Below are 15,778 nucleotides of genomic sequence, written 5' to 3'. Positions count from 1 at the left end.
TGCCTGGTTGAGGACGATACGCCCGGCAACCAGTTGCAGGCCGTCAACCTCCGCCAGGATCGAGGCGGCCACTTCGTTCAACTTGAGAACCCGGAAATCCGCATCGAGCAGAACCGTACCGACAGCGAACTGTTCGGTCGTGTCCAGCATCACGGCACGCTCCGAGCGCGACGACTCCAGCTTTTGATAAAGCTCGAGCGCCTGACGCAGGTGCGGGATGATCTTCTCTACCCATCGGCGCTCATCCGGCGTGAACGGGGGGCCGCCCGGCGCGCGGCTCAGCCGAAGCCTTGCCTCAAAGCCACTGCCGATCCGCAGATCGACCCCCAGAATATGAGAGGCATCAATCGATTCAAGCCAGGCTCTCACATCCGGGGACCGATCGATAGTCGATTGCCCGACATACTCGTAGAGTTCCGTGACCTGCCCCTCAGGCAGGTTCACGAAAGGATCGATTTCCAGATAACGATCAAGATATTCCTGAATGGACTGCGGGGTCGAGGTGGGCGTGAACATCGCCCCCTGTCCCTTGGTCTTGGGCGGCACCAGAATGAGCGTCCCGTGCTTGGCATCGATTTGGGTACTCAGCTTCAGCAAAAACTCCCGCCACGGATCCTCGCTCAGGACCGATGTGTTTATCGTCAGCACCAGATCAGAAAAACTGTCGATATCGTCCGCTGGAATTCCCAAGGATGCACTCCGGAACGGCAAATCAGACCCTCACCCGCCGGATGACAGTTTATCGACCGCCCGTGCCAACGCCAGCGGAAAATTGCATGGTCCTCAGGAATCCGCGATCAGGTACCCCCCGCTTGCCGACAAGCATTCGCCGGTCACATATCGGGCGGAACTGCTGCACAGGAACAGGGCAGGCCCGACCATATCCTCCGGCGTCCCCCAACGGCCAAGGGCGATGCGCGCCGCCGTCCCCGGTCCATAGTCCGGGTCATCGGCAAAGACGCTGGTCATCGGCGTCCGGATCGCCCCCGGTGCCAAGGCGTTGATGCGCACGCCCTTCGGCCCCCACGCCTGCGCCAATGAGCGGGTGAGGACGACCAGCGCGGCCTTGGCGGCCCCATAGCCCGGGAACGTGCTGCTTCCGAAGAAGGACATCATGGATGCCATGGAGACGACCGCGCCGCCGCCTTCGTGCCGGCTTTCAGCCAGCTTGGGAAGGCAGGCAAGCGTCAGCGCATAGGTCCCCTTCAGGTTGCCATCGACCGCTGCGTCGAAATCCTCTGGCATGGAGGTTCGGCCCGCGTTGTTGATGAGAATATCGAGCGTGTCGCAGGCCTTGGCGACTGCCTCGACGCTGCCCCTGTCTGCCAGATTCATCTGAAGATAGCGCGCGTGCGGTGGCAGTTCCTTGTAGTCGCTGGCTTGCCTCGCCGTTCCGGTGATCGTCACGCTGGCCCCGGCATCCGCAAAAGCCTCTGCCAAAGCCGCACCAATGCCGCTGGTGCCGCCCGTGACCAGGACCTCACAGCCCGTAAAATCGAATATCATGCTGCCTCACCCCTGAAGGAACGCGCCAGTTCGGCCGCGTCTTGCATTGCGCCTTCGATATATCCGACGCCGTTCGCATCCCCGATCGAATGCACCCGCAGCCCGGCCATCCGCAGCGTCTCGGCAAGTCGGCTGTCGCCAGATGCGCCTTGGGCAACGATCACATGGTCGGCTGCCAAGGTGCGAACCTGTCCGGCCTTGTTGGCGTAGGAGACCGTATGATCCCCGATCCGGATGTCCTCGGCATCGGGAAGCAGGGTCACGCCCAGATGCTTGAGCTCATCCAGAACGCGCCAGCGCCGGACCACTTGCAGCCCCTTGCCGAACCGCGAAGCCTGCTCGAGGACTGTGACCTTGCGCCCCCTCTGGGCGAGGAACTCGGCCAGCTCGAGCCCGACCAGTTCTCCGCCGATGATCACGATCTCTTGGCCAAGCGGCATCCAGTGCTGGCTGGCCCGGCGCACGAACTGCGGTTTGGCGGTCAGGCCACTGATCTTGCCCAGCGTCATGGCAAGCCGGGTGCCGGCGCCGACCTTGTGGCTGAGACCGTCCAGGTTCTGCGCGAGCATCAGGCTGCGCATTTCATCGCCACTGAAGACGAAGTCCTGATCGGCGCCGGGAAGGGGCGGCAGCTCGCGCCGCGCGCCGGTTGCAACCACCACCTCGTCCGGCGCCAGCCGGGAGAGCAGCTCAGGCGTCGCCGTGGTGTTCAGCATGACGGTAATACCCGGCGTGCGAGCCACCTGCAGCCGCAGCCAGTTCACAATGCCCTCGTTGGGTGCATAGGCAATGGAGGCGAACCGCGCCGTGCCGCCAAGGGCGCCTCCGGCCTCGATCAGTGTTACACGATGCCCTTGCCGGGCCAGGCGGCGCGCCGCCTCCATGCCAGCGGGACCTCCGCCGATCACGATAAAATGCTTGCCGGCAGCCGCCGGGATCAGGGCGCGCTCGCGCTCGAACCCTGTTTCGGGATTGACGGCGCACTTGACGGGCCGGGAGAAGAAAATCTGGCTGATACAGGTGTAGCAGTAAATACAGGGACGCACCGCCTCCGGCGTGCCTTGCGCCAGCTTGTTGGGGAGTTCCGGGTCCGCCAAGAGCTTGCGCCCCATGGTCACGAAGTCGAGCTTGCCCTCCTCGATGAACCGTGAGGCATCGGCAGGTTCGATCCGCCCCGGGCAAATGACCGGAACGGTGACCGCAGCCTTGATGCGGGCTGCTGCCTCGACGAACCCGTTGCGTACGTCGGTCGCGTGACCGGCCGAATAGGTCAGGCCCCGGCCCGGGTGGCCGTCTGCCGTCACATGGATGGCATCTGCGCCGGCTTCCTGCGCAAGCCGCGCGGTCGTTGCCGCATCCTCGACGGTGATGCCGCCGTCGATCAGGAAATGCTGGCTATCGAGCCGGGGCCAGATCGGCATGTCAGGACCGACGGCCGCGCGGACCCCGCGGATCACCTCGCACAGAAACCGGGCGCGGTTCTCGATCGACCCGCCGTACTCATCGGTCCTTTGATTGATGAGCGGGTTGAGGAAACAGGAGACCAGATAGCCGTGACCGGCGTGTATCTCGACGGCGTCGACCCCGCATTCCTTGGCGCGAACCGCGGCTTTGGCGAACAGATCGATGACATAGCTGATGTCCTGCTTGTCCATGACGCGATAGTTCGGCTCTCCCATCGCGGCAAAGGGCGCCGTGAAGATCGCCAGTTCGTCTTCTAGGAAGCCATCGAACATGTCGCCGTCATTCTTGGCGACAGCTGGAACGGAAGGGGTCCAGATCGGCCGCCCCGCCAGCATGTCGTTCATGGCGACCAAGCCGGCATGGTGCAGCTGCATGGCAAGCTTCGCACCGTGCTTGTGAACCTCCTCCGCCAGCGCCCTGACGCCAGGCATGTGCCGCTCATGGGAAATGGCTTCCTGCCGCCAGTTGCTCGATCCTTCCGGATAGCCAACCGAGACCGACCCCATGGTAATGAGCGCAGCGCCGCCCTTGGCTCTTGCCCCATAGTAGGCGCGCAACCGATCTCCTGAAATACCATCCTCATCCGCGAGGTTCGAGCCCATTGGCGTCATGAAGATGCGGTTGCGCAACGTCATGGACCCGATCTGACCCGGGCGTAAGAGATGAGCAAACGTCATTGTTTTCTCCCCTGCCCGGCCCCCACCGAGCTTTTGTTGCATCTGGACACGGATGAACGCGCCTGACATCGTCAATTTGAAGGGGATCGTCATCAGGCCTTGGCAGCCTCCCGATCACCCTAAACCGACAAGCGGATCTGCTGGCCGGTCACCCGCGCCGCGTGCCGGGAGGCGAGGAACACAGCCGAATGGCCTGCCTCTTCAAGCAGCGAGCAGGCGGCCGGAGCCTGCCTGCGATTTCCGATCCCCGCTCCGGTCGGCGCGGCGGGTTCGTCACTGGCTTGCCGTTGTCCGGGCGTCTCTGACTGCAGGTCGAGGACGACGCTGTTTGCGCGCACCCCAAAGCCGCCCTCCGCCTCGGTAATGCTCCGGATCATTGTCTCGCTGGCCGCCTTGAGGGAGGCAGCGAGACCCGTCGAGGCCGAGGCAGTCGCGCATTCCTGGGCTAGAAGCAGCACGAATGATCCCCCGCCCGCTGCTCGAAAATGCGGACGGACTGCCGTCACCAGACGGGAGATCCCCTGGGTATGGCTGTACAGGCGCGGCCCCCAGTCCTCTTCCGCACCGGGCAGTGCGCAGGTCTCGGCCATGTCATATACGGACCATACAACCGTATGGATCCGCTCATGCGCGGCAATAACCTGGTCGATGATCGCCTCGGCCTCGCCCGGGATACGCGCGTCCATGCAATGGAAGGTCGCCCGGCAGTCAATGTCCTGAAGGCCCTGCCATTCCTCAAGGCCAGGGGCCTGCGTATAGCTCAAGGCAAAGGCGCTGCCTGCCTTGGCGAAGCATTTCGCAACCGCGCCCGCCGTGCCGGGCATCTTGCCGAAGATGAGCACGCAGCCCGGCGGAAATTCCCCCACGGTCATCAGCAAGGCCTCACAGGATGCGACGGAACCGGCTGAACACTGACCTCAGGGAAAGCCGGCATTCCCTTGACTGACACGCACACGAGAAACGTACTCAGACGCCGTCCGCCACGGTGCTGACCGGTCCGCCGGTATCAGCACTCCAGGCAGCCTGAACACCCAGTACTTTTGCAATGACCTGCGGATCAAGATATTCGCGCCAGCGGCTGATCTTGCCGTTCTCGAATTCGACAACAGAAATATACTTGTTCGAGTACGGCGTGTTCGTTGGGATAAAACGACTGTGCGAGCTGTACTCTGCAACCAGCACATTTTCGTCCGCCATTTCGTGCAGGGCCTGAATCCGATAGGCATAGGGGTCAAAATCCTGCCAGCTCACCTCCAGAATATCCCGGAACCAACGCGCGCCGCGCTTTTCGGACGGGAAGCCTTCCATAACGGCAAATGGCCACTCCAGGAGCACGTCCTCGGCAAGAAAGGCCTCGAACGTATCAAAGTCCTTCTGCCCAAGTGCCGTGAGCATCTTGACGAACACATCGCGATTGGTGGCGCTTGTCATGCCGTTTCCTCCCCCGGTTGTGATGGCATCACCACTCGTACCAACAAACCCGAAATCAGGATTACCCAATTTCGAGTAGAGCCGACCAAAGCCTGATGGAGGAGCAGCCCACCCCCAGATCAGACCGCCGGCGGCTCGGCCACAGCGGGAAAGGTTGGGCCTGATGACCTCCGGGGCAACAATGTCTCGCCATTGTCGACAGGGAAGCCCCAGTTGGTCTCGCGCTGGGCGACAAGCAGCGTATGCCACTGTTTATCGGCACTTGGGATGCCCTGGTCGAGCCTGTGGAGGACCCTCACCTGGCGAACAAGCTGGCGCATGTGTTCCTCGAGCTGGCGCACCGACTCGCGGGACAGTCGGACCGTTTCATATCCGTAAAAATCTTCGGTATTCGCGAAATCCATCATGACGAAGTGATTACGGATATTGTGCTCGATTGTCCGGCGTATCGGTCCGCCGGGTTTCCACTCGATATGATGCGGGCCAGGTATGCGCACCCTGTTGCCGGGCAACAACTCGATCAATTTTAGTCGATCAAGGCGCGTCAACAGCGATATAACTGTCGCCTCGTCAACAGCGTATTCGCTCATGATCTCGGGGACCGTCATGCCGCTGTAGAGCATCAAGCGCATCAGTGCCAGCGCACTGTCGCTCGCCAGTGCGCTCTCCTGGCGCAGCTCGAGGTCCAGGAAATTCCGTCCGTCCCCTTCCTTGGCGATTTCCGAGAGGTCGATCAGGCTCAATCCGAGGCAGGCGCTGATGTCCTCCATGACCTCGACGGGCAAGCGGTCAGAATTCAGGTAGCGCTTGATGGTAACAACGCTGACGCCCAGCTGGTCTGCAATATCCTGATAACGCAGACCCCGGATCCGGATCTGCTGTTTCAGAACTTCCTTGAGGAGCCTGCTTTGGCGATGACTGCTTGCCCCGAGCTTCTGTCCTGCCGGGCCGGTGATATCCTCGTCCGCGCCCTCAGCTGCCGCATCGGTTGAAACCTTTGCCTCCCTGTGCATCTTTCTCTTTCCTCGAGCCGCGCAATTTTGAAGGATAGCCCCGGCATGCCGGCATGTCGCTCCTGGCCAGACGGGCATATATCAAAAATGAGGGCAGCCTGACCGGAGTCAAGTCGATCAGCCCTTCCCCCCCAACGGTAGCGACGTCGACCTGTGCACCGGCCGGTATCGGAATTTGATACCCGCCGGTCAGCAGTATGATGCGCGCGATTTTTGCGCCGAACGATCCGGGGGGAGGTTCTTGCCCGCAAGCCGCGCACGCGAACATGCTTGCCTCACTGGAGCGATTTTTCTCACGAAGGAGCCGGTGGGTGCTGACGAATATTTACGTGATCGATTATATCCTCAAGGATCTGGACGGCGCCAAGGACCGTCTGGATCGCATCTTCGGAACAGAGCCGCTCTGGATCCACCCGGACATGACACCGGGCCAGTCCATTGTCGCCACCTACTACCAGATCCCCGGCAACGGCGAGATGTCCCACGCCCTGGGCTTTTTTCAGGAAGGGGGCGATTCCGTTCGCACCGACCACGACAAGATCTTTCTGATCGGCGTGATGTGCGATGACATGGATAAAACCATGGCGGAAATCTCGGCGCGCGGCCTCAAGTTCGTTCACGACGAGCCCAAACGCTACGCTGTCGGAGAGAGCAACACTCTTGGCACCCTGCATGGCCTGGAGATCTTTATCGCACGCCACGTCCCGGGCGGTGACAAGAAAGCACGCGAGATGATGTTCACCAAGGACGGCTCGTCCGACTTCGGCGACGAGACGCAAGGGGGGGTGTTTCTGGGCATATCGGGCATCGATCTGGTCGTCTCGGATCTGGAGGCCGCCACCGCGACCTACAGCGCAGTCTTCGGCGCACCCCCGATCGACACCACCGACGAGCTCGGCGAGCCGGGCGTGAAGTGCGTCCATTTCCAGGCTCCGGGAAATGGACGGGGCGTGCGCACAGTCGGCCTTTATGCGGTCAACGGCGGCAACGCCTCGAGCCGGCTTGCCTCTCGCCTTGCCAACATACTGTCCGTGCGCGGCGAGGGCGTCTTCCGCCTCGACTGCCACGTCACGGACATCCCAAAAATGCGGGCAACGCTGGCAGATCGCGGCATTCACCTGCCCGAAGGCGAAGCCGTCCTCGAAGACGTCAACGGCGCCGACCTGCGCTTTGTGACCCTTTGAAGGGCAGTCCCTGCTCTTTTGATCAGTCCGCTCTCTGCATAAGCCGAGGTTTCGAGATGTCCCTGACGAAAAGCCCGCGTGTCTCAAGAGCCGATTCCGTGTTCGCACGCCACCGCCTTCAACCCCTCATGCTTGGGATCTTTGCCGTCAACGGCTCTGGGTCCGGCGGCATCACAACCGTGCCCAGCTCGTACGAGCTGACTTGGGAGCACAGTCTGGCACTGGCACGTCTTGCCGATGACATCGGCCTGGAACTCTTCATGCCGGTCTCTCGCTGGCGCGGCTTCAACGGCGCCAGCAACTTTGCAGGAGAGACGTACGAGACGCTGACCTACATGTCGGCGATCGCGGCTGTGACCAAGCATCTCATGACTATCGTCACGCTCCATCTTCCCATGGTTCACCCCGTGTTTGCTGCAAAGGCGATCGCCACGATCGATCACGTCTCCCGCGGCCGCAGCGGCATCAACATGGTCATGGGCTGGTACAAGCAGGAAATGAGCATGTTCGGGCTTGCGCCACACCCGCTCAGCGAGCGCTACTCCTATGCAACCGAGTGGCTCCAGATCGTCCAGCGGCTATGGCAGGAGGCGGAGCCGTTCGACCACCACGGCAAATTCTTCAACCTCCAGAATCTGGTCAGCGGCCCCAAGCCGATTCAAGCCGCCCCGCCGATCGTGAGCGCAGCAACATCGCCGGAAGGCATTGCCTTTGCCGCAACACATGCGGATCTGACCTTTGCGCGTTCCGATGACGCGGATCGCCTGCGCGAACATGGAGATCGGCTTCGGAGCACCGCCGAGGCGTCGGGCAACGCCGGTGTCGGCGTGGTCTCGCTCTGTCTCATCATTTGCCGCGAGACGGAGGCGGAAGCCAGGGACTACTACAAGCATCTGCGTGACAATGCAGACCTTGTGGCTGCCCGCAACCTGGCACTTTCCTCGGGGAGCGACATCAGCAAGACGCCAGATGACCAACGAGACGCCATGCTGCGCGATATAGCAATGTCAGCCGGCAGCGCGGCCCTCATCGGCACTCCCGAGCAGGTTGCCGAGAAGATTGCCGGGTTTCGCCAAGCAGGTGTTGACGCCCTGTTCCTCGGCTTTCACGACTACCTGCATGAACTGCCCTTCTTCGCTGAGAGGGTCCTCCCGCTGCTAGAGCAGCGCGGGGTGCGTCTGCCGCGCCAGGCATTCAGTCAGGCGGCCAGTGGCTGATGCTCCGGACCAAAGCTCAGGCACGCAAATACAATAAACAAACGATCAGAAAGTCGAGGGGAGTTCACAAGATGCCAAATGCAGAGCGACACGGTCGCCGCCGGATAATCACAGGTGGAACCTCCCTGCTTGTGCTCGGCCTCGCTGCCAGTCCGGCAATCAGCCAGACGAGCGAGCCAGCCTCTGCGGGACTGGAAGACATCGTCGTCACCGCTCAGAAACGCGAGCAGAATCTTCAGCGCGTGCCCGTTGCCGTATCGGCGTTCGGCAGCGAAGCGCTGGAGAACCAGAGGATCACAAGCGTGGCGGGCCTGGGGAATATCGTTCCCAATTTTCAGGTGATGCGCCAGCCAAGCAATGCAGCCCTTCCGGCGTTCTCGCTGCGCGGCGTTCTGGCCGGCGAGACCGTCTCCCAGATCGACAATGGCGTGAGCATCTACATCGACGGCGTTTATCTTGGACGATCCTCGGGCAGCCTGTTTGACGTTGCTGAGATTGAACGTGTCGAAGTGTTGCGCGGCCCTCAAGGCACGCTCTTTGGGCGGAACACCACCGGTGGCGCTGTCAATGTGATCACCCGCAAGCCCAGCGGCGAATTCGGCATTCGCCAGGATCTGACCTACGGCAGCTATGACGAGTTCCGCTCCCGGACGCGTCTTGATCTGCCGGAGGTCGGCGGATTTCGGGCGTCGCTGACCTACTCCCATCGGGAAGTCGACGGCTATGTCAAGAACCTGGCGGCCGGGACGGAGCGGATCTATGGCCCGGGAACCGGCGGGCGGGTCGGCACCGCCCGCGCCGCAAGGACCCTGGGCGCAGAGAATGTGGATTCAATCTTTGCTGCTGTCAGCTATGATGATGGCGGCAGATTTACTGCCGATTACAAGTTCGACTTCACGGATTTCTGGGGCTCGCAGCTTGGCATGCAGGCGATCGGGTTTCGCGGCACCGAAGACGTGCCCGGCAGCAACCCGTTCGGCGGTCTTGTCGAGACGATCTTCTCGCTGCAGCCAAGCCTGGGCGGCACCAACGTCGTGACATCACGGCCGCTGGATGCCCTGTACGAGCCTCAGCGCGCAACCGACAAGCTCCAAGCCGAGGGCCATAGTCTGACCCTCGCCTATGAAGCCAGCGACGGCGTCACCCTGAAGAACATCGCCGGATACAGGCGACTGGAGATCCTGAGCAACGGAAACAGTTTTGACGGCAACCATCTGATCGACCCGTTCGGCGGGACGGGGGGAGATTTCACCGTCCTGAATGCCATCTCGCATCGCAAGCAGCACCAGTATTCGGACGAACTGCAGGTCCTGGGCACCTTCGAGCGGTTCAACTGGGTCGTTGGCGGATTCTTCTTCGAAGAGCACAGCCGGGACTTTAATTCGGTGCAGTTCTTTAAGGTCTTCCCACGGCAGGGCGAGCCCGTTCCCATTACAGCTGCTGATCAGTATATCGATGCAAAGATCAATAATCGCGCATACGCCCTTTACGCCCAGGGCAGCCTGGAACTGGCGGATCAGTTCACCGTCACCGCCGGCGCCCGCCAGACCTGGGACAAGCGCCAGGAAATCAACTACCTGACATCGCCGCCGTTGGATGCGAAGGCATCGTTTGACCGCCTGACCTGGCAGCTTGTCGGCGAGTACCAGGCAACGCCTGATGTAATGCTCTATGCCAAGGCGGGTACCGGATACCTGTCAGGCGGCATCTACAACGGCAAGCCCTTCGACGCAGAGAAGCTCACATCCTACGAAGCGGGCCTCAAAAGCCAGCTCTGGGACAACAGGTTGCGGTTCAACCTGGCAGCATTCAGTGCCAGCTATGACGATCTGCAAGTGGCGGTTTTCACGACCGTCATGAACTATGAGAATGCAGGAAAGGCCCGCATCAAGGGTGTCGAGGCTGAGCTGACCGCGGCACTGGTCGAGGGCTTGCAGGTCGGTGCAAACCTTGGCGTCCTGGATTTCGATTTCAAGGAATATGTTTCCTCTGCAGCGACAGGGCAGCTGGAGGACATCGCCGATATCGCAGTGCGCACCCAGACCCCGAATGTGACTTTTTCGGCCAACGTCCTTTATGAGACGCAGCCCATGGCCAACGGCTCCTACCTGACCGTCCTGCTGGACGCAGCTTACCGGAGCGACACGCGATTTGTGCTGATCCCCTTTGCCGACCCGGCGCTCTCACGGGCTGCCACGTCCCAGGCCCACTGGATCGTGAATGGCAGAGTCTCGCTGGTCGACCTGCCTGTTAGCCACAGCACCCTCAAGTTATCGCTCTGGGGGCAGAACATCTTCGACAAGCGGGTGGTCCAGTTCGCAGCAGACATCAGCGGTTTTGTCGCTGCAAGCTACAACAGGCCCCGCACGGTCGGCGTCGACGCGTCCTTCAGCTTTTAGGTGCGCGCTCCCTCTCGACCGGGCGAGGCGGCGCTCGCCCGGTCTCTTTTTGCCCGGCGCTCGCAGATTTCCAAACCTCAATCCGGACCTGTCCGTTGGCAGGACCTGTGCAACAGGAGACAATTCCTTTATGTCGGAACAACTTGATGACACCGCACTTGAGCGCCTGTTCCTGTCCGCCCGATCGCGCAATGCCTGGCGCAGGGAGAGCCTGCCTGACAGCGTATGGCATCAGATCTACGATCTTTTGAAAATGGGTCCGACCTCTGCGAATGTATCGCCGGCTCGTTTCATCTTCTGCACAAGCGACAGCGCAAAGGCGCGCGTCGCACGGCATATGTCCGCGACCAATGCTGCCAAAAGCCTGGATGCGGCGGCGATCGTTATTATCGCCCAGGACCTGGAGTTCGCGGAAAAGATGCCGATCCTCTTCCCCCACAATCCCGGAGCCCGCCACTGGTTCAGCGATCCGCAGGTGAAGAAGGAGACGGCCTTCCGCAACGCGACGCTTCAAGGAGCGTACCTCATACTGGCGGCCAGAGCGGTGGGTCTGGATTGTGGACCAATGTCAGGCTTTGACCAGGAGGCTCTGGATGCGGATTTCTTTGCAGGAACTGCCATCCGCTCGAACTTTTTATGCGCACTGGGTCATGGCATCGACACGCCGTTCGATCGCCTGCCTCGCCTGACTTTCGACGAAGCCTGCCAGATCGTGTAGCATGTCGTCATTGTCCGCCGGCACCGGGATCCACGCAGAGCATCCTGCAGGCCTGGACAACGCAGCTCAGCCGGTCTGCCGAAAAGGCCGCCGATGACGCACAGCCGTGATCAGGCTGTTACGGCGTGAGAGACAGGCGGCTGGCAGGGCCAGGCCAGGGCACTCTGGTCGACACCTCGAGCCCAGCCTGTTGATGACTGCGGCGCTGTCGCCAGCGGCCTCGGTTCCGGCACCGCCTCAGATTTCAGGATTGGTCGCCCGCTCTGCCAGATACCGCGCCGTGAAGTTCGGCAGGACATCAAGCTTGGTGACGCGCTCGTAAAGCCGGCGGTATGAGGATCGCGCAATCCGCCATTCGCCGTCAACCTTGGCATATCGGTCACGGTAGAGGCAGGCGCCGCTGGTCTCGTAGCCTGTGCGCAGATCAACAGCATAGTCGGTCAGCGTCCAGCGTCCCTCTGCGCTGTCTGCCGAGAGGATGGTAATCTCCGGCTGGTTGACCGTGTGAGAGCCGACGAAATCCTCATGGAAGGCCGCCTTTAAAATGGCAATGACCTCGTCCCGGCCCTGAGCCTTGAAATGATAGGTGCCGCCCAGATAGTCGATCTCGATGTCTTCGGTCAGAACAGTCTCAAGGCCCGCCGCATTGGCCGTGTCGAGAAAGCGGCAATAACGGTGCTTGAGCTGCTTGATCTGTTCGATCTCTTCAAGGGACATGGGATAGTCTCCGTGTTTGCTTCACCTGGGGGCGGTCCTGGCCGGCTCCGGCGCTGTGCAGCAGCGGCGCGCCTTGACGACTGCGCCTTCGAGGCGCACCGGAACCGGACGACATCTGGACGATGAGGCCTGAGACGCTGGTGCGCACGCGCTGGACGAGCTGGGACTGGCGACTGACGCCAACCTTGCTGAAGACCGACCGCAGATGGGCCCGTACTGTATTTTGCGTGATGCCGAAGACCTCCGAGATCTGCAGCAGGGACAGCCCATTGGCCAGGCTCGCGGCAATCTCCGCCTCCATCGGCGTGAGGCGCAGCACATTGGCAACGGCAGCGCCGGTGACCCCGGCCTGCTGCTGCGGATCAGTGATAAAGACCGCAATAGCCGGGCAGAACCCCAGCTTCAGAGATGGCGGCATTGTCAGACGGCGTGCGATGATACCGAGCGATGGCTTTCCGGAATGACGTTCCGCCTGCATGAAACTGATGCGCGAGGTCAGTGCAGGCCCTGAGGCGCGCAGGAAGTCCCGGAAACTGCGCTCGTTTGCAGTGTCGCTGAAGGCCAGTCGGTTGTTCACCAGTCTGATGCCGTCACGCTGCTCCAAAAGATTGCGGGCGATGAGGTTGCACCGGATGACCGCGCCTGAACCATCCAGCAGGATCGACCCGACCGATAGTTGCTCAACCGCCGTATCATAGATGTTTTCCTCGCCCTTCTCGATTTCGAAGCGCTCATAAAGGTCAAGCGCTGCGCGAAGATGAGGCACAAAGTAGCCCAGCCACTGCTTGTCCTCTTCGGTGAAGCCGCTGCGCCCGGCACCGCAACAGATGCGCATGCGCATCTGGAAACCGCTTTTCGCCAGGAGGTCGAGGCCCATGATATCCTCGATCCCGTAGCTTGCGACATACTGCTGGTAAAAGCAGCTCTGGCGGTACGCCTCCCTGCCGACGAACTCGTTGGCAGTCAGAACCCGCCCCTCCGGCAGCCCGACGAACGGGTCCTTGCTGAAATGCTTGACCGCAGCTCCGATCTCGAAATCGGGCACGCCCGGCGTCACCACGATCGCCGGCGTCCGTGCGGTCGGCGGCGTCAGGATGATCGTGGCAAAGCTGGCGTGCAGCTGGCGGCGGAGCACCGTCAGGAATTCAACCCAGGGATTCTCACCGGCCAGACTGGAGTAGAGTCTGAGCAGCGGTTCAGAAAGCCCGTCCACACCCTTCAGTTCTGGCATAAAGTCCTCCCCTGACCATTGCCGACTGTCTGAGCAGCCCTGATCCTAGAAGAAACGTGCCGCCTGAACACCCCCATTCTGACTAGAGTGGAAAGGGATCTTTCTTCCACCGGCCTGTCCCAGCGGGGGGGACCCCCGCCGTTGGATGTCCCTGCCTAACCCGCCGTCTGCGCTCCATCCACAGGGAAGGAGACACCGCTGACATACCGGGCATCGTCGGACCCGAGGAACGCAATTGCGCCGGCCACGTCTTCGGGATCGATCATTTCGCCCATCTTCGAGGCGTTGCGCATGAGCAGCGCCGGATCCATGTCATCCGGCCAGTCAAGCGTCCCTGTCATCGGGGTTTTAACCCCGGTCGGGCAGATCGCATTCACACGGACCCCGCTTGCAGCAAACTCGATCGCAAGGGACTTGGTCACGGCAAGGACCCCTGCCTTGCTTGCGCAGTAAGCGCTGTTGTAGGCGATCCCGACCAGGCCGGCTGCCGAGCTGATATTGACGATATTGCCCTTCGTCTTGAGAAGATGGGGCATCACGGCCTGGCAAAGGTAATAGATGCTGCTCAGATTGATCCGCACGACGCGATCAAACTGCTCGGGGCTGAAGCGATGAAGCGGACCCCAGTCCATCACACCGGCAATATTGCACAGCATGTCCAGTGTCTCGGCCTGCGCAGAGGCCGCCTCGATCATCTGGCGGCAGGACGCCGCGTCGCCGCCGTCAAAGCCCAGGGCGAGATGTGTCTCGCCCGCCAGGCTTTGAGCCGTCTGACGCGCCCCATCCTCATTGATGTCGGCGCAAACCACCCGGGCACCCTCGTGCGCCAAGCGGACAGCCGTTGCCCGCCCGATCCCCGACGCCGCCCCGGTCACGATGACCGTCTTGCCTTTGTAGCGCATTCTTTGTCCCCTGAAAGTCGGCCTCTACCGGAAGACCCGCTTTAGCGGGTATTGCGGTCAGCTTTCCTGCTGGAAGTTCTCCGGTCCCCAGTAGGCTATCATCGATGTGATCAGCCCGTCTTCGCCGAACGTCATCACATCCGTCGTTGCCACCCGGTAGATCGGCCGGCTGCGCGCTGTGCGCACGATGAAATTGGCGGCGGCGTGATTCCCCGCAATTCTGATCTCGCCGTCTGGAATCATCTCGATCGCACCCCCGGCCGCAGCGTGCCCGGCACGAAAGAAGGCCTCAAGCGCTTCATGACCGCGATGCTCCGGGCCGTTGGCCGGATCACGAATGGCCGCATCAGGCGCAAACAGGGACAGAATGCCCGCAACATCGCCGGCCCCCTGATACTGCGCATACTGCAGGATTGAAGCGCGCATGTGCTCCGGGGCCGGACCTTCCGGTCCTGAGGCAAGCATGGCCGTTGCCATTTCAGGCAATTCAGCCCTGGTGTTCTTCTCGGTTGGCATTCTTCCTGCCTCATCCTTAGATCCGGCGCCTGGCTCATTGGCGTCCCAGGCGTCCCCCGCCTTCCAGCACTGAACGCCTCCCATGCCGGGCCATCCTGACATGAGAAGCGTCCATGCTCTGATACGTCAGGCGTTCCAGAAGGAGCGCAGCGACTGGATCTTGCCGTCCGGCGACCCCTTGTAGATGTTGATCGCCTTCGTTGAGGCCTTGGTTCCGTCCTTCATCGTATTGTGCAGGGTCAGGAACACTGCCGCCTCGCTGCCACGGACTTCCATGTGGTGGATCTCGTAATCCAGAGACTCCTGGAAGGTCGAGAACATGTCATAGAATGCGGCGATGGCACCCTTGCCGCGCTGGCCCTTGCCTTCGGGATCCCAGTCGCACGGACCAACCGGGTCCTCGACGACGGCATCCTCGGCAAACAGCGCCAGCCAACCTTCGCGATCCTTGTTCTTCACTGCAGACAGTGAAGCCACAGGCATATCTTTTACGTCCATAAGATCTGTCCTTTGTAAGGTTCAACTGTCGCTGGCGTCAGGGCGCCATCCACTCGCCGCCGTTCACGTCGAGCACGGCGCCGGTGACCATCTTGGTGTAGTCCGAGACGAACATCAGCACCGAGCGGGCGCACTCTTCCTCGGGCGGGATCACGCCCAGCGGGATCCTGGACGCCACGCCCTGGACGAACGCCTCCTCGCTGCCGCCCGTTGCCGCCACCATGCGCTTGACCGCCTGGCGGACCGGCTCGCCCCACAGCCAGCCCATGCGGGTGCAGTTGACGCGGATGTTGTACTGGCCCACG

15 protein-coding genes and 1 pseudogene are annotated in these 15,778 nt (G+C 61.6%); 4 read left to right on the top strand and 12 right to left on the bottom strand.

All coding sequences use genetic code 11. From position 1 onward, the window contains the following. The 6 genes and pseudogenes from VIG90_RS05535 to VIG90_RS05510 form a co-directional block, all read right to left on the bottom strand. Window positions 1–690: pseudogene (locus tag VIG90_RS05535) on the bottom strand (hypothetical protein); the annotation flags it as partial. Between the two features lie 93 nt (window positions 691–783). Next, entirely contained in the window at window positions 784–1,506 is a 723-nt protein-coding gene (locus VIG90_RS05530) for an SDR family oxidoreductase (protein WP_331592466.1), read from the bottom strand. Continuing rightward, complete coding sequence (locus tag VIG90_RS05525) at window positions 1,503–3,647, bottom strand: FAD-dependent oxidoreductase (RefSeq protein ID WP_331592465.1); 2,145 nt, start codon at window positions 3,645–3,647, stop codon at window positions 1,503–1,505. The genes VIG90_RS05530 and VIG90_RS05525 overlap by 4 nt, the downstream gene beginning before the upstream one ends. 119 nt (window positions 3,648–3,766) lie before the next feature. After that, the gene (locus tag VIG90_RS05520) at window positions 3,767–4,519 is read right to left on the bottom strand and encodes an SDR family oxidoreductase (RefSeq protein WP_331592464.1); all 753 of its coding nucleotides are present in this window, start codon (window positions 4,517–4,519) and stop codon (window positions 3,767–3,769) included. A 94-nt stretch (window positions 4,520–4,613) separates the two neighbouring features. After that, window positions 4,614–5,078: a nuclear transport factor 2 family protein gene (locus VIG90_RS05515; protein ID WP_331592463.1), complete on the bottom strand. Its 465-nt coding sequence runs from the start codon at window positions 5,076–5,078 to the stop codon at window positions 4,614–4,616. 119 nt (window positions 5,079–5,197) lie between these two features. Beyond that, a complete protein-coding gene (locus tag VIG90_RS05510) occupies window positions 5,198–6,091 on the bottom strand; it encodes a helix-turn-helix transcriptional regulator (RefSeq protein ID WP_331592462.1) in 894 nt (297 codons plus the stop codon). Window positions 6,092–6,402: 311 nt separating this feature from the next. On the opposite strand from VIG90_RS05510, the gene VIG90_RS05505 reads away from it, so the two are divergent. From VIG90_RS05505 to VIG90_RS05490, 4 genes are all read left to right on the top strand, one after another. Beyond that, window positions 6,403–7,275 (top strand): hypothetical protein, encoded by an 873-nt coding sequence (locus VIG90_RS05505; protein WP_331592461.1) that lies wholly within the window; start codon window positions 6,403–6,405, stop codon window positions 7,273–7,275. Between the two features lie 98 nt (window positions 7,276–7,373). Then, window positions 7,374–8,492: an LLM class flavin-dependent oxidoreductase gene (locus tag VIG90_RS05500; RefSeq protein WP_331592460.1), complete on the top strand. Its 1,119-nt coding sequence runs from the start codon at window positions 7,374–7,376 to the stop codon at window positions 8,490–8,492. A gap of 71 nt (window positions 8,493–8,563) precedes the next feature. Then, the gene (locus tag VIG90_RS05495; protein ID WP_331592459.1) at window positions 8,564–10,891 is read left to right on the top strand and encodes a TonB-dependent receptor; all 2,328 of its coding nucleotides are present in this window, start codon (window positions 8,564–8,566) and stop codon (window positions 10,889–10,891) included. Window positions 10,892–11,021: 130 nt separating this feature from the next. Continuing rightward, window positions 11,022–11,609 (top strand): malonic semialdehyde reductase, encoded by a 588-nt coding sequence (locus VIG90_RS05490; RefSeq protein ID WP_331592458.1) that lies wholly within the window; start codon window positions 11,022–11,024, stop codon window positions 11,607–11,609. 237 nt (window positions 11,610–11,846) lie between these two features. On the opposite strand, the gene VIG90_RS05485 is transcribed toward VIG90_RS05490, so the two are convergent. The 6 genes from VIG90_RS05485 to VIG90_RS05460 form a co-directional block, all read right to left on the bottom strand. Then, complete coding sequence (locus tag VIG90_RS05485) at window positions 11,847–12,326, bottom strand: nuclear transport factor 2 family protein (protein WP_331592457.1); 480 nt, start codon at window positions 12,324–12,326, stop codon at window positions 11,847–11,849. Beyond that, the gene (locus tag VIG90_RS05480) at window positions 12,316–13,557 is read right to left on the bottom strand and encodes a helix-turn-helix transcriptional regulator (RefSeq protein WP_331592456.1); all 1,242 of its coding nucleotides are present in this window, start codon (window positions 13,555–13,557) and stop codon (window positions 12,316–12,318) included. Before VIG90_RS05480 ends, VIG90_RS05485 begins: the two co-directional genes overlap by 11 nt. Before the next feature lie 155 nt (window positions 13,558–13,712). Further along, a complete protein-coding gene (locus VIG90_RS05475; protein WP_331592455.1) occupies window positions 13,713–14,459 on the bottom strand; it encodes an SDR family NAD(P)-dependent oxidoreductase in 747 nt (248 codons plus the stop codon). Between the two features lie 57 nt (window positions 14,460–14,516). Beyond that, the gene (locus VIG90_RS05470) at window positions 14,517–14,975 is read right to left on the bottom strand and encodes a nuclear transport factor 2 family protein (protein WP_331592454.1); all 459 of its coding nucleotides are present in this window, start codon (window positions 14,973–14,975) and stop codon (window positions 14,517–14,519) included. Between the two features lie 126 nt (window positions 14,976–15,101). After that, window positions 15,102–15,452: a nuclear transport factor 2 family protein gene (locus VIG90_RS05465; protein WP_331592453.1), complete on the bottom strand. Its 351-nt coding sequence runs from the start codon at window positions 15,450–15,452 to the stop codon at window positions 15,102–15,104. 58 nt (window positions 15,453–15,510) lie between these two features. Further along, the coding region (locus VIG90_RS05460) for an SDR family oxidoreductase (RefSeq protein WP_331592452.1) at window positions 15,511–15,778 on the bottom strand (268 nt) is incomplete at its 5' end.

Origin of the sequence: Pedomonas sp., from assembly GCF_036515995.1 — a bacterium.
Classification (GTDB): Bacteria; Pseudomonadota; Alphaproteobacteria; order Sphingomonadales; family Sphingomonadaceae; genus Pedomonas.
Note: the sequence above shows the minus strand (reverse complement) of the source record. Positions and strands in the feature narration are given on the sequence as shown.